This window comes from Thermodesulfobacteriota bacterium (assembly GCA_040753795.1).
GTDB lineage: Bacteria > Desulfobacterota > Desulfobacteria > Desulfobacterales > Desulfosudaceae > JBFMDX01.
Window position 1 is genome coordinate 20,796 of the sequence record JBFMDX010000004.1, and the last position, 23,771, is coordinate 44,566.

The following is a 23,771-nucleotide window of genomic DNA, read 5'->3' on the forward strand; positions in this document are numbered from 1 at the left end:
AGGGGACGTCTATGATTTTATGCGTTTCTCCACGCAGTACGTAAGAAGCGCATAAAATCATAGACGTCCCCACCTTGTTTCCCGGTTTACAGAGCAGACAACGCCTTTTCTATCCCCGTTACGATTTTGTCCAGATCCTGGTCGTTGATGGTAAGGGGAGGGCGGATGACGACGCTGTGTCTGGCGACCACTCCGTTTTTTACCAGCACGCCCTGTTGAATCGCGCTTCGACAGAATCTTTCCGCCGCTTGCGCGCTTTCAAATTCCAGGGATAGCATCAGTCCGACACCCTGCACTGATTTGAGTTTCGGGTTTGATGTGGCCAGTTGTTTCAGCCTTTTTTTCAGTATATTCCCCTGTTTGTGCGCGTTTTGCCAGGGTTGTATCCGGTCATACTCGTTTAAGGCCGCGGCGGCGACCCGGCAGCCCACATCATGTCCGCCGAATGTCAGCAGGTGGATCAGGGGATGGGCATCAAAAAAGGTTTTCACGGAACTGGTAAATACCATGGCCGCGAAGGGAAACATACCGCCGCCCAGGGCTTCACCGAGGAGCATGATATCCGGCCGCACGACGAAATAATCCGAGGCGAACTTTTCCCCGGTCCTTCCGAACCCGGTCTGGGATTCATCAAAAATCAGCAGCGCCCCGGTCTGATCGCAAAAGGTGCGCAGGGCAACGAGATAATCCTTGTCCGCGGTGCGGCAATTGTTTTCCGTTTGAACCGGTTCCAGGATGACCGCCGCCGTTTTTTTAGTGATGGTTTTGCGGGCAGCATCGATGTCATTAAAGGGGATCGTCTGAACATCCGGTATCAGAGAGCCGAAGTCTTTCTTGTCCGCCCGCTCGGACAGGGTCATGGCAAACCCGGTCTGACCGTAGCATCCCCCGTCCACGGTGATCAGTTCAGTTCTCCCGGTATACCCCCGGGCCAGTTTGCAGGCGGCATCCACGGCTTCGCCTCTTACGACCGTAAACAGGCAACAGTCCAGTCCGGGAGGGGTGAATCGGGCCAGTCTTTCCGACAACATGGCCTTTTCCCGTGAGATCATGACAAAGTTTCCCTGGTCGGTTTCATGGATGGCCTGTTTGAGTGCCCGGGCGATGGCGGGATTTTTCCGGCCCAGGTTATAGGTGCCGGACGAACAATAACAGTCAATGAATTCCTTGCCGTTTGAATCATGAACAACCGATCCTTCCCGGCCGGACTCTATCCAGTCCAATCCCTTTGACACCAGGTTTTCCACAACACCTTTTCCAAATACCTGTTGAGCGTCTGCCATAAGTTGATCCATATTTCATTCTCCTGAAATTTTGATGGCTTCGTACTTTTTACGTTGCCATCTCAAATTGGACTTTTTCGAGTTCATTGTATTTTATGTTTCATTATTCCCAGAATGCGGCCTTGCGCAGCAAGTTATTGATGGTGACCATAATATCCCCCTTGTTCATCGCTTCCCGGACAAAGGGGATTTTGGAAAGCGGTCCCAAGGCCAGCATATACAATTTGCTCAGCTTGATCGCTTTTCGAATAATCGCCAGGGCCTCGTCAATATCTTCGGCTGTCGCGGCGGTGGGGAACTGGAACCGCATCACCTGGGGCGCATTGCCGGAATAGGCGGCAAACATGCCGTGGGTTGCCAGGCAATCGGCCATGAGCATCCCCATGAATTCATGTTTATACTCGATCCCGACCATCATGCCCCGGCCGCGGACTTCCAGGATCTGTCCCGGATTTTCGTTCTGAATACTTCGGAGCCCTGCCAGCAGCCGGTTGCCCATCTTCTCGACATTTTCCCAGATTTTATTCTCAACGATATATTCAATAACGGCGGTGGAAACCATACAGCCCAGATCGGACCCTCCGCCCATGGACAAATGAAACTCGGGATTGCGGTCGACATAGCCGGTGAGCTCGCTGCGGTCGCGATAAACAACCGCCCCGTTGGGATACACACCCCCGCCGATTGATTTGGCCAGAAGCATGATGTCCGGTATCACACCGGAATGCTCGGACGCCCAGAGCTTGCCGGTTCTGCCAAAACCGGTCTGGATTTCATCAAATATGAGCATGATCCCCAACTGGTCGCAGATTTCACGAAGCCCCTTGAGGTATTCGTCTGTTCCCACGTGTATTCCGCCTTCCCCTTGAATCGGTTCCAGTATAATGGCCGCGGTGCGGTCGGACACCATTTGACGGATCGCCTCAAGATCACCAAAGGGGGCAAAGCGGAAACCCGGCATTAACGGCACGAACAGTTCTTTATAATAGTCTTTGCCGTTGGCCGACAGGGCCATGCCGGAATGGCCGTGGTAGGCCTTCAGCATGGCGACAATTTCATTTCGCCCGGTGGCGGCCCTGGCCAGTTTTAATGCCCCTTCAACCACATCGGCGCCGGTTCCGCACAGCAGAACCCGGTTCAGGTCACCCGGGGCCACGTCCGCCAGCAGTTTGGCCAGCTTGATTTTCGGAGCGGACAGCATGCCATAGGTGCCCATATCATACTCATCCGCAGCCGCTTCCAGTTTCCGGATAATCTGCGGATTAGAGCGCCCGACATTGAAACATCCGGCTGCTGAAAACCCGTCGATATAGCTTTTACCGGATTGGCTTTCATAAAACCGGAAGCCGTCCCTGTCTCCTTCCAGGATATCCAGGTGACCTGCTGTCAGATAACGGATCTGTCCCTTGGAAATGTGTTTGCCAAAGGCGTCGAAAATCTGATCCCGTTCCTTCCGGGATATGGTTTTCCGGGCTGTTTGATTCATGGTGGTTTTACCTCGCTCGTCAAATGGTTCTTATCGCCGGAACTTTTGTATCCGGCCTGTAATCATCTACGGTTCTATCTTCAATAAATGGCATGCGTTTTCATAAAAAAGTTTTCTTTCCAGCCGCTGGTTGCCTTTGCAGGCGGCTTTTACCGCCTTGATGGCCGGTTTCCTGCACCCGAAGGGCCAGTCTGACGCAAAAAGGACTTTATCCTCGCCGAACGCTTCAATTAAGTTCCGTATCGTTCCGGGCGACTGCAGGGACGTATCCACCCATACATTTTGATACCCCCTCAAAAGCTTCATGACGTCTTTGACTTCAAACATACCGGCATGGCCCACAATAAACTTTGCTTCAGGAAAGGCCGCAACCAGTTCCGCGGCTTCTTTAATACCGCCATATTCCGGAATATTCTGCCCTTTCTCGCTGCCTACATAGTAGTTGGAAACGCCGGCATGAAACAGTATGGGCAGATCAAACCGCATGAATGACCGGACCGCTTTCTTCATCCGTGGATCTGTAAAAGATACCTTTTGAATAATGGGATGAAGTTTCAGGCCCTTTGCGCCTGCCGCCACGTCCGCTTCAAATTGCCCGTCCAATTGTGATGTATCGGAAAAATCAACGCCTGTGAACGGAATCAGCCCCGGATCTTTTTCTGCTGCCGCTTTAACGTCAGAGAATACAACATAGGGCGGAAGCGGCAGGCATACGGTAGCCGTCACCCCGGCCTGATCCATCGAGTTTCTGGCATTCTCCCGTGTTGCCGTAAAATTTCGTTCCTGTTCGGCCCTGATAATCCAATGTAAGAATATTCTGTAAGGCAGGTTCCCCATTCCAAAATCTCGATTCAAGCCCATCTGCGATATGGTTATGGGATCGAATATCAGCTTTTTCCGGACCCCTTTTTGCTCGATAATCCTGCCTCCGCCCGGATATAAAATATCGCCGATATGAGAATGAGCGTCTATAATGTGATCCATAATAAAGCTTCCTTGAATGAAGATAATTTTTATTAGTTAGTTGACAGACTAATATAAAAAAGTTAGTCTGTCAACTAATTTATTATTCCTTTGTAAAATTAAAAGGATTATATTGCAGATGTGGATTTAATTTAAAAACCGCAAAAAAACTCAAGGCATTGAAATGACGAAAAGAAACATTCAGGAAACAAGGCGGAGGCAGATTCTGGAGGCCCTGCACAAACGGTTGCTGATCAAGCCTTTTGACAAAACATCCATTAAAGAGATCGCATCGGAAGCCGGGTTAAATCACGGTATGCTCCATTATTATTTTAACAGCAAAGAAGATATCCTTCTGGCCTATATCGATTATTCAATCGACATGCACAGGGATCTCTTTGTGGAGTGGTTTTCTTCCGATGCTGAAAAATACAAAACCCCTGTTGACCTTATTCATGCGACATTCGATTTTATGACTCAAAAAATTACCCTGAACCGTGAACTTTCAAAAGTTTTCATAGAAATATGGGAAATCGCGCTTTACAACAACAAGGTCCGGTCCAAGCTCCAGAAAGCCTATGGGGAATGGATAGCCGTTGCATCCGGACATTTATCCGACCAGCTTAAATCCCCTGAAAACACAAAAGCATTCGGAATGCTGGTGGTGGCTTTTTCTGAAGGTTTGTCTCTCCTTTCCGTTATCCTTAAAAAATCAGAGGTTCCGGCAGAGATGATGATCAACATGTTCAGAGATGCGGCCTTGCTGTATATTGATGAACAGATCAAAACGACATGACAGGATATTGAATTCCACTGCCAATATCCTGTCCCCAGAAAATCTCTTTAAAAAGGCGTTTCTCCGCATTTGAAGAAATAGGGCAGGACATCCAGGGGCGCATCAACCGTTACCGTCTGCCCGCCCTGGTACACATAATTGGTCCTCATATACTGCCAGCAGCCTTGCGGCAATATGACCGATTTGACCCGTTTCCCTTTGTCCAGCACCGGCGCGACCAGCACCTTGTCCCCCAACATGAATTGCCCCATTTCGTTGCGGAACCGCACATCGTCAGGGAACTCCAGCCACATGGGCCGCCACAGCGGCAGCCCGGCAGCGGCCGCGGTTTGCCAGAGCGTATTCATATAGGGCAGGGCTTTTTTTCTTAAGGCAAGAACGGATTTGAAAACCTGTACGGTCTGATCATCATACGACCAGGGCGTTTTAAGCGCCGTGAAAGGCGAATTGTGAAGCCTGAATACGGATATAAATGTGGCCAGCTGGGTCCAGCGGATAAAGAGTTCTTTGTCGCAGACACCATAGAGGTCCCAGTACCCCCCGATATCTGTTGAGGTATTATAAGCCCCGCCCAGGCCCCGGTTGAGGATATCAGGTAAGACCGACTTAAGACCGGTGTCGGCATCCCAGGATTGCGTATTGTCCCCCAGGAACTGAGCGGTTTCGTAGGCCGGCGAGCCGGGCCGCCCGGAATAATTGGCGCGGGTAAAAAAGAAAATGTCCCGCCCCGGATGGGCCTGTTCGTAGGCATCGACAATCCGGGCGGTTTCTTTGTTCCCCAGGACCGGCAGCCTGTTATGCATGCTGCGGCCGGTTTCACCATTATAGAAACGCATGTCGGGCCGCACCTGTTCGCCAAAGTCAAACATAAAGCCCTCGCTGCCCAGATCGAGCATGCGGTTAACCCGCTGCTGCCACCAGTCCAGGGCCTGGGGGTTGGTATAGTCAACCACGCTTGTCGGTGCCATGAGTACCGGGTAGGCATAGGGGGAGCCGTCTTCCCGGGTGGGCATATAACCATTGGTGTATGCCTGGTTATAGATTTCCGGATCTTCCGTGTTCAGAGAATCATCGGTTAACATCATCCGCATATACGTCAACGGCCTGATGTCCAGGCGATCGAGCTCCGCCAGCAGCAGGTCCAGTTCATCCCGGGTAATATTGGCCGAAGACGCCCAGGCCTCGATAAGGTATCCGCTCGTCTCGATATTCAGTTCCGTTAATTTCCGTAAATACGTCATGGCGTCCCGGAAATAGGCCCCGGGTTCGGCTTCACCAATGAACGTTATCGGTGATCGCTGGGCAAAGATCAGCCCTTTGGCCCAATCGGGAACCGCGCGATGGCGGCCGTTGATGGCCGTGATATTCTCTATGTTCTGCCGGTAATCCCCGGCGCTGACGACAAAGGCGGCCTTGCCGGAAGACACATTCACCTTCCAGGCGTTGTCGCGGTCGTTTCCCATGTAGAATCGGGCCAGCTCACTGTTTTCCAGGAGAAAAGCATATTTTCCCGAAGAATAGAACAGGGCCTGCGGTCCATAGGCACGGGAAAGAGAGTATTGGTCCACGATGGCATTCTGTGCCATGGCGTCCATGGTCCATGAAAAGATCTCCTTGCCTTTCTGATCGAGTGTCCCGCGGCGCCCCCCGAATCCATAAAAGGATTCATTTTTATTGCTTGCAAAAGCGAAACTGACATTTTGCGCCCTGGCGTTATTTACCGTGGCCTTGATTCGCATGGCTTCCACGCCCGACGGGTCCGGTTCAACCAGGACATCGACCGTGGTGTCGTCTCTGGTGGTGGATAACGTGAATAATTGCCCTTTACCGGAAGCGCTCGCCTTGACAACGTCTTTGGCAAAGTAAAGTTTCGTGTCGCGATATATCTGCATCGGTTCCGCCACGAGTAGATCCAGGAAATCAAATTCTTCAGGCTCTCCGATTTCAAAGAACAGGGGGGCATAGCAGTCGCAGATGAGCGGCGGAAGAGACCAGAATCCACCCATCAGGTCGGGTTCGCAGTAATAGCAATCCGGGTTAACCAGCGGGATGTCGCTGACAATCGACGCCAGCACGGTCTGCCCGGCACTGTCTTTTATGAGCAGGCGAAATGGCCGGGTCTCTATGACAGCAGACACTTTATTCCCGGAAACCACATATTGCGGCGCTAAAGACGGTTTCGTGCCCATGGCCGACAACGACTGGGCCCCCCCAAAACACAAACAAAGCGCCAAACCGATAAAGATAAACCGCTTCATTTCATCTTCCTCCGCTTAGTATTATTTTAACTCCCGTGCATCCTCATTAACGGACATGTTTTTTCTCTATATACCGGCTCGATAGCCATAAAATCCTTGACGATCTTGACAAAAGTTAGCATTATTCCCGCATGGCTCTTCAGGCGTTCGGAAAAGACCTTTTTCTCCTCGACAACTATCCGATTATCGTGTTCAAGGTGGCACCGCCCTATCTTTTTTTGAAACGACCGGATCTGGATTTCACCCGGCAGCAGCATTATCATGATTTTTCAGAACTGGTCATTGTCACCGGGGGAACCGGCCTGCATTGGGTGGAGGGGTTTGAATTTCACGTGGCTGCCGGAGATGTGTTTTTAATTCAAGGGGAGCAGCAGCACTATTTTAAAGCGCTCAACGGACTGACGCTGTATAACGTGATGTTTCAACCGGACAGGCTCCAGCTGCCCGTAAATGAACTGAGGAAAATCCCGGGATATAACGCTGTCTTTGTTCTGGAGCCTTCCTACCGTGAGAAACACAACTTTAAAAGCCGTCTTCACCTGAATCGTTCCGGTCTGGCCAGAGTGCAACAGATGCTCGGTCAGATGAGTCAGGAGATCAGGTCGCAGGAGTCCGGTTTTGAAACTTCACTTCTGGGAAACCTGATTCAGCTGTTTGTGTTTCTGTCCCGTGAATATTCAAAAGCGCCGCAGACGGCACAGGGCCAGGCGATTCTTCGAATTGCCGAAGTTATCGGCAAGCTGGAAAAGGAATATGCAAGCCCCTGGAAGCTTTCAGATCTGGCGGATCTTGCCCGCATGTCCGAGGGGAATCTGCATCGCGTTTTCAAGGAGGCTGTCGGCCAGTCCCCCATCGATTATTTAATTCAATTGCGGCTTCATCGGGCCATGGAACTGTTGTCCGGGACAACGTTGTCGATAACGGAGATCGCTTTTCAGGTGGGGTTCAATGACAGCAACTATTTTACGCGGCAATTTAAAAAAGTTGTGGGAATATCCCCCTCCAGATACCGGAGGGCTTAACCATGATGGACCCGATTTTCGATCTCATCCCTGGAATGATCCAATTTGATTTGTATGATAATCCTGTTGATGGTAACATTATTATTATTCCCCGGTGTCAAACAAGGTGCAGTTTTGCGGAAAGGTGTGTCTGATGAGCAACGTTAAAGTCAGCAAGGTCAAAGGGAGCATGCTGGTCACTTTTGTCAAGGCAATCAAGGCGGATAAGACCGGCGCCTGCGCGAAACTGCTTACGGATCAGGACAAGGCAGTGGTCTCTTCGCTGATCCTGGCGTCCAAATGGTACCCGTTTGAAGTTTATAAAAACTGCTTTAAAGCTGTTTGCCAGGTTAACGCCGGAAACAGGGCGGATGTGCTGCGGGAATGGGGGAGATTTGCCGGTGAAGAAACCATGACCAACATTTACAAAACCGTATTAAACAAAAAAGATGCTCAGTCGGCGCTGGACACCTTCAGGCAAATCACAAAGAATGTGTATGATTCCATAAACATTGAAAGCACAATGGTTTCAGATAATGAAGTCATGATCAAAATAACCGATTTTGATCCGGATTTTGAACAATGGTACCTTGTGGGCCTGGGGTGGATCGAAAGGACCATTGAACTGGTGATCAAAAAAGAGGTTAAATCTAAAATCATCGAGCGGTCCTGGCTGGGGTCCCCCGCCACGGTGTATAAAATGAGCTGGGCATAGTGACAACGGAAGATCGCTTTTGCCAAAAAGGGATTATGGCGAAAACTTTCGCTTAATCATTTTTGCGACAGAAGAAGGAAGGCGATCCATCGCGCCCAGCACGCGGGGTAAAACTTTCAACTTCAGCCCCCTGTACTCGCTGGGCACAATGGCGTCAATCAAATGGGGGCCGGGCTCGCTGAACGCAGTCTTCAACGCGTTAACCAGCGCCCGGGACGTTTTAACCGTTTTCGCGGGTATTCCCATGCCGCTGGCGATGGCGGCAAAGTCAATCCCGGGCCGGGACAGGTCAAGCTGTGATTTTGCCTTCAGGCCGGCCTTTTCCGCCCCGACCCTTTCCAGTTCGATATTTAAAATGGCATAGGACCGATTGTTTAAAACAACAATGGTAATGTCGAGTTCCTCCCTGGCGATCGTCCACAACGACTGGATGGTATACATGGCGGACCCGTCACCGACCAGGGCGATTACCGGTCGATTCCGTCCGGCGATGGCGGCCCCGAGGGCTACCGGCAGTCCCTGGCCGATGGCCCCGCCGGTGAGGGTGAGCAGGTCGTGGCGCGGCGCGCCGGCGGTGAAGGCCGGCAGTTGAACACCCGACGTCTGTGCTTCATCCGAGATAATGGCGTTATCCGGCATGAGCGCGCCGATGGCCTGGCATACTTTTGCACCGGTCAGCCTGCCTCCCGGGAGTTTCGGCCTCCGGGACGGCTGCAGTCTCGGCCCGGTTTTTTCGGCGTCAACGGCCGACACCAGGCGTTTCAGGCTTCCCAGGGCATCCTGTTGGGGTTGGCACAGGTGATGTACGGTACAATTATCCGGCACGAGGTAACTTTTCTTGCCCGGATAGGCAAAAAACGAAACCGGGTCCCTGGCATCGACGATGACCAGGTTGTCCAGACCGTTCAGTTGAACGGAGGCCATCTCCGCAAGATAGGCGATTCGCTCCACGTACGGCAATCCCGCTCCCCGCGCCATCCGGGCGGGAAACACTTCCGCCAGGAGCTTCGCCCCCGTTTTTTCCGCGATTTTTGACGCGGCCACCAGGCCGTCCTCCATCAGGACTCTCCGGCCCAGCAACAGCGCGGTTTTCCTGCCCGGCTGCAGCAGCGCTTCGGCGATGCCATTGATGACCGCCTCGGAAGCGGTTTCCGATCCGGTGAACGGCAACGGGACGGCCGCCTCTCCGCCTTTGCTCCAGGACACATCAGCGGGAAGAATCAGGGTCGATATCCGCGCCGGCGGCCCGATGGCCGCTGCTACGGCCTGGGCCGCATCAGCCGCGACCTGATCCGTGGAGGCGCAGGTGCGGAGCCAGGCGGAAAAATTCCGGGCAACAGTTTCAATGTCCGACTCCAGCGGGGCGTCATATCGCTTATGGTAAGTGGCGTGATCACCGATGATGTTGACCACCGGCACCCTGGCCTTGCGGGCGTTGTGCAGGTTGGCCAGACCGTTCCCCAGTCCGCACCCCAGATGCAGCAGGGTCGCCGCCGGTTTACCGGCGATTCGCGCGTACCCGTCGGCCGCCCCGGTCGCCACCCCTTCAAACAGCGTCAATACGGCCCTCATGCCGGTGCTGTCCAGGGCGGCGACAAAATGCATTTCGGAAGTCCCCGGGTTTGTAAAACAGGTATCGATGCCACAGTTGATAAGGGTCTGAATCAATGCTTTGGCGCCGTTGTTCATGGGCGGACCTTTCTTACCTGTACCTGATTATTTCACATCACCGGGGTAACGTTCGACCAGCAACGGTTTCTGCTTCAATCCAGACCAACGGAAGGAGAGTGGGTTTTTCTTCTTTCCATCAGCTCGACAAACCCCTCGATACGGGTATTGATCTGTGCCTCGGAAAAGGCCCGGGGATCGTTCATGTCGCACTGGATGATCAGCACCGGGATATCGCACTCCTGCTGCAGCGCGTTTTTCAGGTCGATCATGCCGGTGCTCGAGGGCCGGCAGGAAAGGTTTTCGTGCAGGATGACGCCGTCGATGCGATAGTCGCTGATGGCCTGCTTGAAGTAGGCGATGCGTTTTTCCAGGTTGTAGGAGTAGGGCACGTCCATCATGGTCCGGGCCACCTGGCGCAACGTCTCCATGTATCCCAGGTTCACCGGCTTGGACGGGGCAAAGGAAAAGGTATAGGGCTCGTAAACGACAACGGCGCCGTACCGGGCCAGGTCATACATGAACCGCATACGGTACCAGAACGGGATGCCTTCAAACATGAGCCGGTAGCGCTCCCTGCCGGTCAGCGTCCCCTTGCCCTGGTCGGCCCGCTGTTTGATGTCCCCCAGAATCTTTTCAAAGAACCGGATGCCGGACCGGACGCCGGGCATCACCACCAGGGGGAAAAAAGAGGCGGAGGTCTCGGCCATTCCGTAGGGCGAGGGAACGTGCTTGCGGTATTCGTAAATCTCCCGCCACAGGGCGCTCAATCGTTCGGACTGCTCGGCGGCCTTGATCATCCGGTCTATATCGGGCTTTTTGCCCGTGTGCTTTTTGACAAAATCAAAAAAATCGAAAAACTGCTCCACCATGTAGGTGATATAGCCCTCGATGGTGCGGTCATCCGTGCCGCTGACGATCTTGGGGCAGTCGAACACGAACAGGGGCACGTCCAGCTTTTCCGCCTGGATCTGAAACCACTTCCAGTGGGTGTCGCAGATGGTATTGGTGCAGGTGATGATATCCGGCCGGGCGATGCCGCCGTGTTTCAGGGGCGCGCCGGTGTCCACCGCGCCAATGTTGGTTTTGCAGTAGGAACAGAGGTCCCGGGAGTATCCCATGCTTTCGGCGTGCTCGATCAGCCGCCGGGACTGCTTCTGGGCCGCGGCCACGGTGGCCATGTTCTCCGGGTGCAGCGGGAAAATGTCCAGCCCCAGCAGCAGTTCGATGGGGAACCCGGCGCAGGTCCAGGCGGTCTTTTTCCACGGCAGCAGGCTGTACAGCTTGCCCGTGAGAAAATACCAGGTCATGGGCCAGCGGAGGTCTCCGGCGTGGGGCAGGGTCTCGACCCGGACGGGGGCGTTCGGATCCATGGCAGGGGGCGTCGGTTGTTCAGCGTTCATGATGTTCATCCCATTTCCGCGAAGGCGGCCAGTCGGGTGGCCAGCGGGTTGTCCGGGGCGGCCGTGTACTCCCGTTCCACATGGAGAACCCGGTACCCCCGGCTTTTCAGGGCATTGTTCACCAGCACGGCGTCATAGGCATAGGGCTCGCAGAACTTGAGGTTCTGGGAGATGACGGCCTTGATGCCGGACTGGGCCAGGGCCCCTTCCAGGTATGCCAGCCGCTGGCGCAGGCCCACCTTGGTGGCGGGCTTGGGTATGGACAGGTAGTACCGCGCCAGGCATTCCACGGGGTCGCCCGATTCGGAAATCCGGTTGGCAAAATACCGTTCGCCCAGGGAGAGGTCGTCCCGGACCACCCGGAATCCGGCCTCGTCGATCTGGTCCATCAATTCCGGATAGGTCACGTCCGATCCGGTCAGCAGGACCTTCACCTTGTCCCCGGGGAAAGGCCCTCGGTTGCTTATCGTATCGATGGCGGCATCGATTTCCCTGATGGCCTCGGCTTTGGGCAGGGTCATGCTTTTGATCATGACCGAGAGGTATTCCCGGTTGGTCATATCCTTTTCCGCCCGGAGGCCGGCAAATACCCGGAGCCGTTCCTTGAGGCGGTTGGATTCCTGGTTGGCCCGGGCCAGCATCTCGCCGGTGACAAGGACGTCGAAATGGCGCTGGATAGCGTCCATCAGCCGCCACAGTTCGGATTTCATGAACCGGACGGCCGCGTCGTCGTCCTTGAGCGGCGTGTTGAACCAGTGCAGGAACGGCGTGGGCACATGCCGCTTCCACACGTCGTAATGGCGGTTGGTGGCGTTGCACCCCTGGGCGACGACGATCCCGGCCCATTGCCCGGACCGGGCCAGGGCCTCGGTCATGATGCTGCGCGCGGCCGGGCAGAAAAAGGCCGGCAGGTAACGGTCCGCCGGGTCGTTGGAGGCGCGCACGTCCCCGAGGATCTTGTACGGGGCAAAACCGGCGGCGGCGATGACCTCCTCGGGCATGTCGTGGGAGGCGTCAAAATAGGCGATGGTTTCCATGTGATTTTTCTCCATTTGCCGTACAGCCGATCAGTAGCGCCATTTCCGATTTTGAGGGCGCCTTCAACCGGTGGCAAGTAAAATCCAATCACCCGACAAGATAACCCCAATCGGACAAAGCCGCCAGAAAAAACTGGATGCGGCGATACAGAAAATTTATGCGGATATACGACTATCTGAACGAACACCAATAACTGCCGGCGGTTTTCCCTGGCTTGAATTTAAGGGCACCTCTAAAAATTAGAATTTTTAGAGATACCCTTTAGGAGCGGATTTATACAACATCTGGCGAAGCGAGGCCCGGGAAAGGGCCGTCTGACGCGGTGGGGGTGTCTGCCCTGTTACCGCCTCGGGCGGACACAAGGTCCGCCCCTACCGGTTTAAATCACAGCGGCGAGACGGCGGGTTCGACCGTGGCGCCGATGATATCCTGCGGCAGCGGACCACCGGCGTTGCGCCGGATAAAGGCGTCGGCCATTTTCCGGGCAACGGCTTTGGAGCGGGCGCTGTTCATCCGGTCATACATCTCAAAAACCGCCTGATACTTACGGTTGATAACCGTATCCGGCGGTGTGAATTGGTCCACCTGGTTAAACATCTCCGCCAGGCGGCTTAAAAATTGCTCGGAACATCGGGTAAAGACCCGGTCATTAAAGGCAAAGGACGCCAGCATCACCCGCTGAATGTTGCGCCGCACCATCCAGTAATTGAAGGTGGCGGCCCGGACTTCGGCATCGTTGGTCGAATCCTTCAGGTTCATGAATCCCCGCCACATCACCAGCAGGGATGACAGAGCCACCGGCCCGTTTTCCCGGTAGAATTCCTCCCGCATCTTTTCGTCGATCTCCTCCAGCCGCCGTCCGTCGATGTGGGACTCGTTATAGCCGGGAATGAACTTGTGGCCGAACTGATAATCGGAAAAGCTGAACATGTGTTTGTGGAGACCCACGATGCCGGTGATGCTGTGGGACATGACCTGCCGGGCGCCGGTGCGCAGGCTTTTCCACCATTCAAAATCCTCCCATATGTTGAGCCGGTCGAACTTGCCGCTTCTGACGCGGTCCTGCCTGAGTTCAGCCAACCGGGCCTCGACCTGTTCGGCCGTCAGATTACCTTCTTTTTTAATCTCCTCCCTGACTTTCTCCTCATCAGCGAAAATGCGGGTGGGCCCTTCGGTATGATAGGGCAGGCCGGGAATGAATGAACCGATCACCACCACCCCCAGGCTCTGCAGTTCGTCCACGATGCTTTTGACCGTTTCCGGGGTGGCACCGCCGCGCTTATCGAATACGTCCCCCCGGGACTCGATACCGATCCAGATGGAGGTGAGCCCGCCGCGCACCAGCGATTTGAAATCCCCGTCCTTCTGCCGGACATTGACCAGGCTGCGGATATCGGAAAAAGTACCGAAGTGCATGTTCTTGCCGGAATGCTCGATGTAGCCGCACAACTCCCTGGCCGTATCCAGGAAATTGATCATACCGCAGGCCGACATGACCTTTTCATCCTTCATGAAATTTTCATCCATCAGGAAAAAGGTGGCTTCCGGCGGATAGTCGTTCCGGGCCGCGTTCCGGTCGTAAACGGTCTCCATGGGAACAAAAATTTTTGCCGCGTTCTGGTAGAGATAGGTCTTTTCCCGGTTGAACATCTTGCTGGTGTTGCAGAACCCGCACTTGTTGGAACAGCCGATGGCGCTGACCAGCTTGTGGGAATCCTTGGGCATGGTGACAAAACCCAGTCCTCCCTTGAGCCGCAGTTTCCAGCCCTCGTTCGAGGTGCTGCCGGAATCGGCAATGGCTTCCGAGACCAGCGGCGTGTTGGGGTCCCCGGCATCGATGCCGGCCACGTCCCGCAGCCACAGGCGGATGTCGTGCACGCCCTCGCCCTTGTAAAAATCAAGGCCCTGCTTCTTTTTCGTTTCCCGCTCTTCTTCCGAATCCCACAGCACGGTGCCGTCTTCCGGAGTCAGCACGCCCAGCTTCTTGCCGGCCGAGGCGCCGTAGCTGCCGAGGATGATTTTAATGTCCGGCCGCGCCTTGCGGATCCGGGCGCAGAGCTTTTTGGCCTGATAGACCCGGTTCTCGCAGCCGATGCCCATGCCGACGATGGCAATGTCCGGGTTCTTCTTTAAATGATTCACGATCCAGCGGTTGCTTTTCGGATACTCCGCCAGAGAAATGTCCAGATAGTCGCGCAGGTTGTATTCGATCAGCCGCATGCCCATGTAAGGCGTCCGGCGCGACGGGTTGAAAAGGTTTTCCAGTTTTAAGGCCATCCGGATCCGGCGCCGGTTGGTGGGCGACATCTCCAGGGCGTTGAAGATCCATTCCAGGACATGGAGCCGCGGCCCCTGGGGCAGCTGGGCGATGTTCATTTCATAAAAACTGGAGTCGGCTCCGGGCATACCCACCAGCAGCATACGGGGTTTCTTCATTTTTGTATCCTCATGAATGGTTATCAGGCGCGGGTCATTTTTTGCCGGGGCGCGGCGCGCCGTGCCCCGCCTTCGATAAGTGCCTGACCCTATAAAAACAGGGGGATACTGTCAACGGGAATGCCTGAAATTACAATTGTTTTACAAACAACGGCGGGCCATGCGGACAAGATTCCGGCCCGGATCCGGCGGCATCGACTCTGATCCGGCAGGGGCACGGCGCGCCGGGCCCCTGCCTTTACAGAAGACCCAATATTACATAAATGATAATTTTATGATCATTGATTACATAATTGTTATGTATAACGTCGGCCTGGCGCCGTTACCGTTTATCGTTTTTGTTCTTTAACCATATGATTTTTGGATGTTTAAAATGAGCGTTTCCGTTACTGTTCCGCTTTGGCATACTATCTGCTTTATGCTGAAACAACGATTAACACTTAACCACAGGAGGAAAAATGAAACGCTTTATTCTGGGTCTGGCAATGGCAATGGTGGTATGGGCAGGCGGATCGGCCATGGCGGCTGACGCGACCGCCAAGATTGATCTCAACTCCGCCTATGTCTGGCGGGGCATCACCTTCAACGATGGGCTGGTGGCTCAGCCCAGCATCGATGTTTCCAAAAACGGCTTCGGCGTCAACGTCTGGAGTAATTTCGACATCGATGATTACGACGGCACCCTGGACGACAACGAGTTTTCCGAAGTCGACCTCACCGTCTACTACGGGTTTTCACTCGAACCGGTGGAGATCGGCCTGGGGCTGATCGAGTATCTTTTTCCGGCCGGTGCCGATGGAACCCGGGAAGCCTATCTCAGCCTCGAGGTGCCGGTGGCCGGCGGCCTGTCAATCGGCGCCACCACCTATTATGATAACGATCAGATCCACGGCTGGTATACCAACGCGGCCGTCACCTACGGCCATGATCTGGTCGACAAGCTCGGCCTGGAAGCCGTGGCCAAAGCCGGTTACGCCGACCAGGACTATGCCGAGGCCTATGGCGGCGAGGACAGCGGGTTTTACGATTATGGCCTTTCCCTGAGCCTTTCTTATGCCGCCACGGACACCCTGACCCTGGGCGCCAACATCAATTATGTCGACTCCCTGGATGATGATGTCCTGCCCGACGATCTGGTGGACACGGATGTTTTCGGCGGTATCAACGTGGCCTACGCTTTTTAGAAGGGTTCAAGGGGTCCGGGGGTCGAGGGTTCAAGTGAAAGCGTTCATAAATCCTTTCAGCAACAACCCCTCGACCCCTTGAATCCTTGGGCCCTGTGCGCCCACTAAATTGAAGAAGAGCCAACAATCAAACAAAACGCCGACATCGGACCAGAAGGCAATTTTTAGAGATGCTCCTACCCTTTGGACATGATTTCCGATGGAGAATCCGTGGTCGGTAACGAAATCGTGAAGGTGGTGCCCTGGCCGGGGCTGCTCTTTAAGGTAATATAGCCGCCCATCTTTTTAATGATGCCCCGGGAGACCGACAGTCCCAGGCCGGTACCTTTATGGCCCTTGGTCGTAAAGAATGGTTCGAACACGCGGCTCTGAATATGCTCGGGGATGCCCGGGCCGTTGTCCTGTACCGTGACCAGGATATAACCAGGTGTTTTATCTTTTTCCACCTTGACCCGGATCTCCCCTCCCGGAGGCAGGGCGTCCACCGCGTTTAAGATCAGATTGACGAAGACCTGCTTGAGTTTCTGCTCATCCCCGTGAACCCGGGGAAGATTGGATTCACATTCGACCTTCAGGTTGACCTTGGCAAACTTGACCTGATTGGCCACCAGCCGGGCCGAGTCTTCGACCAGCCTGTCCATGGCCAGGGCCGCCAGCTGGGTTTCGCCTTCCCGGGCAAAATCCAGAAGGTTCTTGACGACGCTGCGGGCCCTTTCGGTTTCGCTGATGATGTCTTGGATCATGTCGTTCTTTTCCTCATCGGAAAGCGTCGCCAGATCTTCAGTCAGCACGGAAGCCGTCAGCAGCGTGTTGTTCAGGGGATTGTTCAATTCGTGGGCCACGCCCGCCACCAGGGTGCCGATCGCCCGGAGCTTGTGAGATTCCAGGAGTACCTTGTGCCGGTAGTCCAGCTCCTTGATCATGTGGTTGAACGCCTCGGCCAGCTTGGTGAACTCATCCTTGTATTTGCGGACCGGCATGATGGGAGAAAAATCACCCTCGCCGACGCGTTTGGTGTAATCCATGAACCGGTTTAAGGTCAGCAGCAGTTGCCGGGTCAGGAAAACCGTCACAAACACCATCAGCACGAACAGAACGACGATGAAGTACATGGGAACGCGTTTGGCCAGGAGCAGCATCCGGCTGGCGGATTTCTGCTCCTTGATGACAAACTCCTCGGCAAACGAAACCATCTGGCCGCCGAAGCCCCGAAGATTCTGGACAATCAGATCCTGGGCCACCTCCCGGTCCGTCTTTCCCAGCAGGACCAACTGCTCACGGTAGGCGGACATCAACGCCACCATGGTGGCAAAATGTTCTTTGCCTAAAAAGTTCTCAATTTTTTCGGTGTTTTCCTTTAGCACCGCGGCCGCGGTTGCCAGATGCGCCATGGCATCGTCAAGGTTGGTGCCGTACAGCAGATAGTTTTTTTCAAACCGCCGGGCCTGCTGAATTTCCACCAGATAGCTGTCCGCGATCCTTAGAAATTCTATGGTCTTCTCAAGACTGCTCAATGTCCAGTAGGACCATACGGTTACCGTCAGCGACAGAAAGAAAAAAAGCGAAAAGGACACCGCCACCTTGGCCCGGATACTGATGTATGGCCGCCGGTGCAGGAGAATGTTTTCGGGCTCTTGACTGTAATCGTCCTCATGCTTACTGCCGACCATGTGCGGATTTATCCTCTGTCGTCTTTTTTGTTCGCGTCATGAAAGCCCGGCTTTTCAGGCAACAGGCTTCTTTCCCCCTTTTTGCCTTATTATCAGAGAAGCCGCCTCCCGGGCAAGTCTCCCCGGCCAGTCAGACATATCGTCCGAAGAGACTCGCCCCATGCGGTGCGGCACTTCCTGGCTTTAAGCCTCGGCCGGGGCTTGAAAAATCTGGCTCTGGATCTGGCGCCGCTGCCGGTAGGCCTTGACTACATTGACCAGAATCAGCAGGCATCCGGAAATACCGGCGGCAAACAGCATAATCTTGCTGCCCAGGTTGAAATAATTGTCCCACGCCGGATCATAGGAAATCAGGTGTAGTTGTCTCAAGTAAATGGGAATCGCGACGCCACGGCTGACGACGCAAAGCAGGATAATGCTGCCGGTAACGATACGGATGACCACTTCCTTGACCACCTTGGTCCCGTAGGTACCGATATAAATCCCTACCAGCGATCCTAAGTAAAGCAGCATCATCAGCCGAATGTCCACGTACCCCTGATAGGCGTAATTAAGCGCCCCGAAGGCCCCCATGAACATGGCCAGGTACAGTTCCGTTCCCGCGGCCACGGCCGTCGGTACGCCGAACACGTAAATCATGGCCGGAACACCGATAAATCCGCCCACGCCGATGGTGCCGGCCAGGTAACCGGTGGCCAGGCCCACCAGCATTAAAACCCACAGGGAAACCCGGACGTCGGCCACGGGAAAATGAACATAGGGCGGCAGATGAATATTGGCCAGGAAGTTGGCGATTTTCATGGACGGGCCGCTGCCGTTTTCATCGCCCGACTTGAGGGCGTCCCGCAGCATGGAAATGGCCACCAGGGAAAGAATGCAGACAAAAACCAGGCTGATGTAAAGGTTGGAGGCCGCGTCTCCTCCCCCTTCGCCGTGGCTGCCGCCGCCTCCGCCGGAAAACAGCATGCTGTTGATCCAGACCGCCAGCCGGATGCCGGCAAACGACGTCAGGATCAGAAAGGCGCCCAGGCGCTTGTCCACGTTGCCCAGTTCACCGTGTTTCTTGGAGCCCATCATGGCCTTGCCGAATTTGTGCGATATGTTGCTTCCCACGGCCACTACCCCGGAAATGCCGAGGTTCATCATGCCCGGGGTCATGAAAAAAGCGCCGCCGCTTCCGATAAAACCGGACAGGACGCCGCCGATAAACCCCAGCAGCACCACCTGAAGGGCCGAGCCCAAATCAAGTACGATAAAATTAGGGATGATGTAATCGATCATTTTCTCACCTTATTTAGTCCGTATGAATAGCGTTGGTCTGTTTCGTTTATTTGTTTGTTCCCTACTCCATCTTAATCAGCTTTAAAAAGCTCTTGGCGACATTTCCGTATAGAAATGCCACAATCGGGGTACAAACAAACACCCCGACCGCGGCCATGAGTTTCGTTTTCCACTCCTCCCCGACGAAAAAGTTCAACAGCGGTTCCTGATGGGTGAAAACCAGATAATAGATAATCGCCGTCAACCCGAGGTAAAGCAAAGCGGACAGGGCGTCTTTTTTGGTAAACAGGTATTGGCTCTTCAGGTCCTCCACGCCCACCACCGGCGCCCGGATGTGGTCGCTCAAATAACTGCGCAGCTCCCGGTTGAGACGGGTGCGAACCGCGTGGCTTTTATCGAGGAACACATCGCCGACCACCACCAGCGTATAGGGGGCGGTTCGGTCCACGGCTTTGAGCAGGTGCTCGTGTCCTCCGGCCACCTGGTGCCCGCCGCCGGAACGACCCAGGCGGGCGAGTTCCTCCAGGGTCTCCGCCAGACCGCCGGCCTTTCCTTCGGCCGCTTCCTCGACGTCATCCTCGATGCCGCCGTCATACGCCCGGGGAGCGGCTTCCACGGGAGCAGGGTCCGCGGATTTTTCAGCCGAATCGGCGACCGCATCCCCCGACTCAAACCGGACCAGTTCCACGGCCGCGTTCCATTTGGTGGCAATCTCCACCACCTGATGAAAGCTATCGGACTGGGGCTTGAACTCCTCCTGAATCCAGAGCAGGTTGGTGGCGGCCATGGTAGCCTGAAGCTCTTTGATCCCCGCCACGCCCGCCGTCACGGGCTGAATGAACTGGGCGGCCTTGCTGTCCTGGGGCAGATAGGTAACGGTGACGCCGCCATTGTCGGCCCTGACCTTGAAGCCGGTCCGGCCGGTGCGTTCATCCCTGGCCAGGGCCAGCCGGACCCGGGCCCCCAGGTTGAGGTTATCCATGACCCGCCGGGAAGCCGGGGTCATCTGAAAATCCGGCAGCTGGGAAATGGTGGTCAGCGCCGCCACCGCGTTGTCCACGCTTAATTGTTCCAAATTGATGACGATGTCATACTGCCCGGCTTCATCCCCTGATACCCCGTAAAGGTTGTGCGCCCAACGCCGGCGGTCCTCATCCACCGCCTCGAGGTAGCGCTGGGCCTTGACCCGGTCCACATTCAGCTGCTTCATGGCCGCCTTGATGCGGTAGTCCCAGTCCGCCACTACCCGCACCCGCAGAACATGATTGACGCCCGGCAGGAGAAGATGCCCCGTCCGGCCATGATACACCAGCGGGCCGTCCTTGACCTTGTCGCACAGGTAAGCGGTGGTAAAAGCGATGTAATGTTCACGCTCCAGCGCCAGGCGTTCGGTAAACAGGCCGGGCTTCATCAGCGCGGTTTCGATCTTGCCCACCTGGATCCCTTCTCTGATTGCGGCCTCTATCAGGTCCTCACGGCTTAAGCACTGGTAAAGAAGCTTCTTGGCCAGTCCTTCCGCCAGCTGCTTGCCGCCGCTCATTGTTCCCCGGGAAATACAAATGATCTGCATGCTTCCTTTCTCCACTTTGGATGTGATTTCTTTTTATACAGCCAACCTCGGCTCAAATACGTCTTAGGCGAACATCATGAACTCTCCGTCCAGGAAATACGCCGCGTAACGGGTGACGGCCTCATCGGTCCGCAGCACGGCGTCGAGCTGGCGGGCACAGACAATCAGGCGGCCAAGACATTCCAGGGCCCGTTCCGAGTCTTCCCGCGGATAGCGCCTGAACCAGGCGGTCACCAGATCGCCGCTCCGATCCACGCCGAACCCGGATTTGCGCAGGACCCGCTCCAGAAAGCGGGCGCGTCTTTTTCGGTTATCCTCGCCGGCCCCGCCGCCCCGGAAACGGAAGTGAACATGATTGTGCTCGGAGCCCGGCCCCACCATGGCGTCAATCATGGCGTAATGATAGGCGAAGCGGGCGTTAATGTTCATGTAGTCCCCGGCGACCACGGCGTAATTCCTGTCCGCCGGCCGGCGCGGTCCCTTATTGCCGCCTAAAACGGCCTCCTTGAAATCGGCCGGCATACCCCGCATGGCCCGATCCCATCTCTCCGGCCAGCCCAGCCGGCTGTCGGACACGCCCCGCCACAGGGCCTGAAACGGCACGCTGGCCACCGATTCGGGAACGACCTTGCCTCCCTTTTCGGATACCGACCGGTCCAGGTCGATGAGCTGAAACTTTATCGGCAGATCGGTGGCCAGTTTCCGGGTCTTCTTATTCCAGGCGCGGTTTTGTTTGTCGCCGAATCCGAACATGGACCGGACCGACATTTCATGCATGAACCGCAGGGTATCGTGCACCGACCGGCACGATTTGGCCTTAAAGGAGCGGGCGTCCGGATCCAGAAGGTTCAGCCCGAGCACCAGGTTGTAAAGCGGTCCGGACTTTTTCTGATGACGGTTGCCGGCGGCGATCCGGGCCAGCACCCGTTCCCGCATACCGGGCCAGCGGCTGCCGATGTAAACCCTCCGCCGGGTGGCATTGACACTGACGACTTTTTTACCCGTCAGGGCGGCGGCGTTTTTACCCATGCGAAAAAGGCAGGGCACCGCGAATTCCCGGATCAGTGTGGCCAGGTGGCCCACCGGATCGCCTTCCACGACCAGGAACGCGCCGATTTTCGGCAGAAGGGCGGCCAGTTCGGGCCGCGGCTGCTCTACCAGCACGACGGCTCCTTCCGGCACGTCCGCCGCCGAGTCCTCCGGGTCCACCCAAACCACCGGCCCTTCCGCCCGGCCGGGGAAAATGGTCATGCCGCTTTCTATCACCGGCAGATCGTCCTTGCGTTCAGGGACCGCGGAAAAACCGTCTCCCGAATCGGCCGGATTCAGACGCCGGGCCTGGACAAAACGGACGGCGCCCTGTTTGTCCACCACCCACTCGATATCCAGGGGGTGACCGAACCGGGTCTCGGCGTTTCCGGCCAGACGGGCGATTTCAAGCAGCGTTTCATTGGTCAGATAGCTTAAGGCCGGGGCCGTCTCTTCCCCGCCGGCCGGCACGATCCGATTGATTTTCATGGCCGGCCTTTTGGAGATCACCGCCGTATCCGCCCAGACTTCTCCCCTGACCAGATGGTTGGCCAGGCCGGGCACGGCACTGATGATCATGTCGTCGGAATCGGGGCGGCCGACATCAACGGTATACACCACGCCAGCCGCGGCCGGAACGACCATGGGCATGAACAACACCGCCATGGGCGAGTCAATTTCCCTTAAATTATGGTAAATTCGGTATTTAACCGCCCGGTCCGTAAAGCGGCTGCTTAACACATGGCGGTAGGCGGTAATGAGATCAGCCGACCGGACCTGGAGTTCGCTGTCGAACTGACCGGCAAAGGAACGCGGCCCGTCCTCATAGACCGCCGACGAACGAACGGCCCAGAGGAGGTCCGGATTTTTGCCGCTGATTTGCTCGGCCTGCCGCCGGATGGCGGTTTCGATCTCTGAATTCACAGTGGCTTCATTAAGCATGCGGCGGATAGCCCGGGTCTGGGACGAAAACCGATCCTGATCCTCGGTGACATCCAGGTTGTCGAGCATGATGCGGATACGGTCATGAAGATCGTTATCCTCAATGATACGGTAATAAGCCGAGGTAGTGGCTACGAAGCCCGGCGGCGCCAGGTCGGGAAAAGACCGGTGGAGCCGCGCCACGCCGCAGGCCTTGCCGCCGACCAGGGCGGGGTCTTCTGATTCAGTCCCGTCCAAGCCCACCACCAGCGGCCCGTTTGCCGCGACCCGATCTCCGGAAAAGACCTGATCCACGTCGTTGCGGAGCCCAAAGATGACATCGTACAGGTCCCGGTAGTGATTCCGGGTCATCAGGTTCAGCTCCTGGGCCATGAGCAGGGATTCGGTGATCAGGCGTTGAATCGGGCGCTTGATCCGGCGGTCGAAATGACGCATATGGTTCAGGTCCGCCTCCAGATCACTTAAAAGCTGAAGCGCGTTGCCGTTCTGGTTGAGCAGCGACCGCAGCGTCTCATATCGGAACCTGAAGGCATAGTCTTTTTCCAGACCCGTGTTGTTTTCCGAAAGCATCACAGCCCTCCCCAATTCCCAGCCAGTATGTTCCGTCTCGGCCGGCGGCGGCCTCCCGCCACCCGGCCGTATTTAGGTCAGCGCTAAAAGCTATGACCTCAATTCCTTAGCCGCCCGTTCGATGACCGCCCGCAAATCGGCCGGCTTGAATGGCTTGGCGATAAATTCAAAGGCCCCTTTGACCAGAGCCTCCCGGGCGATTTCCACCGTGGCGTACCCGGTAATCATGATGACCTTGGCCCGGCCGGATTTGGCCAGAATGTGCTCCAGGATTTCAATCCCGTCGATTTTTTCCATGCGGATGTCGGTCACGACGATATCGAACGGTTCCTGATCAAACCGGGCCAGGGCTTTTTCCCCCTCCTCAAATGTCTCCACGATATCTCCGGATTTTTCCAGAGCTGGTTTTAGCCGTTTTCCGACGATATTCTCGTCATCGATAACCATGATTCTCAGCGGTTTTTCTGACATGTCTCTT

Annotated in this window: 17 protein-coding genes; 4 read left to right on the forward strand and 13 right to left on the reverse strand. The window is 55.5% G+C overall.

Going from position 1 to position 23,771, the window contains the following annotated elements; genetic code table 11:
• Nucleotides 1-86: 86 nt before the first annotated feature.
• The 3 genes from AB1724_06510 to AB1724_06520 all read right to left on the reverse strand — a co-directional run bounded on the left by AB1724_06510 (nucleotide 87) and on the right by AB1724_06520 (nucleotide 3,753).
• Nucleotides 87-1,295: an aminotransferase class III-fold pyridoxal phosphate-dependent enzyme gene (locus AB1724_06510; GenBank protein MEW6077441.1), complete on the reverse strand. Its 1,209-nt coding sequence runs from the start codon at nucleotides 1,293-1,295 to the stop codon at nucleotides 87-89.
• Nucleotides 1,296-1,386: 91 nt separating this feature from the next.
• Entirely contained in the window at nucleotides 1,387-2,769 is a 1,383-nt protein-coding gene (locus AB1724_06515; GenBank protein ID MEW6077442.1) for an aminotransferase class III-fold pyridoxal phosphate-dependent enzyme, read from the reverse strand.
• Nucleotides 2,770-2,835: 66 nt separating this feature from the next.
• Entirely contained in the window at nucleotides 2,836-3,753 is a 918-nt protein-coding gene (locus AB1724_06520) for an amidohydrolase family protein (GenBank protein MEW6077443.1), read from the reverse strand.
• A gap of 226 nt (nucleotides 3,754-3,979) precedes the next feature.
• On the opposite strand from AB1724_06520, the gene AB1724_06525 reads away from it, so the two are divergent.
• Entirely contained in the window at nucleotides 3,980-4,528 is a 549-nt protein-coding gene (locus AB1724_06525; protein ID MEW6077444.1) for a TetR/AcrR family transcriptional regulator, read from the forward strand.
• 47 nt (nucleotides 4,529-4,575) lie between these two features.
• Here AB1724_06525 and AB1724_06530 read toward each other — a convergent pair whose 3' ends face one another.
• A complete protein-coding gene (locus tag AB1724_06530) occupies nucleotides 4,576-6,666 on the reverse strand; it encodes a TIM-barrel domain-containing protein (protein ID MEW6077445.1) in 2,091 nt (696 codons plus the stop codon).
• A 251-nt stretch (nucleotides 6,667-6,917) separates the two neighbouring features.
• Between AB1724_06530 and AB1724_06535 the strand changes: the two genes are divergently transcribed.
• Complete coding sequence (locus AB1724_06535; GenBank protein MEW6077446.1) at nucleotides 6,918-7,808, forward strand: helix-turn-helix domain-containing protein; 891 nt, start codon at nucleotides 6,918-6,920, stop codon at nucleotides 7,806-7,808.
• A 133-nt stretch (nucleotides 7,809-7,941) separates the two neighbouring features.
• Nucleotides 7,942-8,502 (forward strand): hypothetical protein, encoded by a 561-nt coding sequence (locus tag AB1724_06540; protein MEW6077447.1) that lies wholly within the window; start codon nucleotides 7,942-7,944, stop codon nucleotides 8,500-8,502.
• Between the two features lie 33 nt (nucleotides 8,503-8,535).
• On the opposite strand, the gene AB1724_06545 is transcribed toward AB1724_06540, so the two are convergent.
• The 4 genes from AB1724_06545 to AB1724_06560 form a co-directional block, all read right to left on the reverse strand.
• Nucleotides 8,536-10,191 carry an acetolactate synthase large subunit gene (locus tag AB1724_06545; protein ID MEW6077448.1) on the reverse strand — a complete coding sequence of 552 codons (1,656 nt, stop codon included), beginning with the start codon at nucleotides 10,189-10,191 and terminating at the stop codon, nucleotides 8,536-8,538.
• Between the two features lie 74 nt (nucleotides 10,192-10,265).
• Nucleotides 10,266-11,573 (reverse strand): 2-hydroxyacyl-CoA dehydratase family protein, encoded by a 1,308-nt coding sequence (locus AB1724_06550; GenBank protein MEW6077449.1) that lies wholly within the window; start codon nucleotides 11,571-11,573, stop codon nucleotides 10,266-10,268.
• 5 nt (nucleotides 11,574-11,578) lie between these two features.
• Nucleotides 11,579-12,625, reverse strand: coding sequence for a 2-hydroxyacyl-CoA dehydratase family protein (locus AB1724_06555; protein MEW6077450.1), 1,047 nt, complete (start codon nucleotides 12,623-12,625; stop codon nucleotides 11,579-11,581).
• Between the two features lie 370 nt (nucleotides 12,626-12,995).
• Nucleotides 12,996-15,047: a hypothetical protein gene (locus tag AB1724_06560; protein ID MEW6077451.1), complete on the reverse strand. Its 2,052-nt coding sequence runs from the start codon at nucleotides 15,045-15,047 to the stop codon at nucleotides 12,996-12,998.
• 458 nt (nucleotides 15,048-15,505) lie between these two features.
• Between AB1724_06560 and AB1724_06565 the strand changes: the two genes are divergently transcribed.
• Nucleotides 15,506-16,231 carry an MltA-interacting MipA family protein gene (locus AB1724_06565; GenBank protein MEW6077452.1) on the forward strand — a complete coding sequence of 242 codons (726 nt, stop codon included), beginning with the start codon at nucleotides 15,506-15,508 and terminating at the stop codon, nucleotides 16,229-16,231.
• A 176-nt stretch (nucleotides 16,232-16,407) separates the two neighbouring features.
• On the opposite strand, the gene AB1724_06570 is transcribed toward AB1724_06565, so the two are convergent.
• The 5 genes from AB1724_06570 to AB1724_06590 form a co-directional block, all read right to left on the reverse strand.
• Nucleotides 16,408-17,901: a HAMP domain-containing sensor histidine kinase gene (locus tag AB1724_06570; GenBank protein ID MEW6077453.1), complete on the reverse strand. Its 1,494-nt coding sequence runs from the start codon at nucleotides 17,899-17,901 to the stop codon at nucleotides 16,408-16,410.
• A gap of 183 nt (nucleotides 17,902-18,084) precedes the next feature.
• Nucleotides 18,085-19,182 (reverse strand): sulfite exporter TauE/SafE family protein, encoded by a 1,098-nt coding sequence (locus tag AB1724_06575; GenBank protein MEW6077454.1) that lies wholly within the window; start codon nucleotides 19,180-19,182, stop codon nucleotides 18,085-18,087.
• A gap of 61 nt (nucleotides 19,183-19,243) precedes the next feature.
• Nucleotides 19,244-20,752 (reverse strand): cytidylate kinase-like family protein, encoded by a 1,509-nt coding sequence (locus AB1724_06580; protein ID MEW6077455.1) that lies wholly within the window; start codon nucleotides 20,750-20,752, stop codon nucleotides 19,244-19,246.
• 63 nt (nucleotides 20,753-20,815) lie between these two features.
• Complete coding sequence (locus AB1724_06585; protein MEW6077456.1) at nucleotides 20,816-23,293, reverse strand: PEP/pyruvate-binding domain-containing protein; 2,478 nt, start codon at nucleotides 23,291-23,293, stop codon at nucleotides 20,816-20,818.
• Between the two features lie 90 nt (nucleotides 23,294-23,383).
• Entirely contained in the window at nucleotides 23,384-23,764 is a 381-nt protein-coding gene (locus AB1724_06590) for a response regulator (protein ID MEW6077457.1), read from the reverse strand.
• Nucleotides 23,765-23,771: the final 7 nt, after the last annotated feature.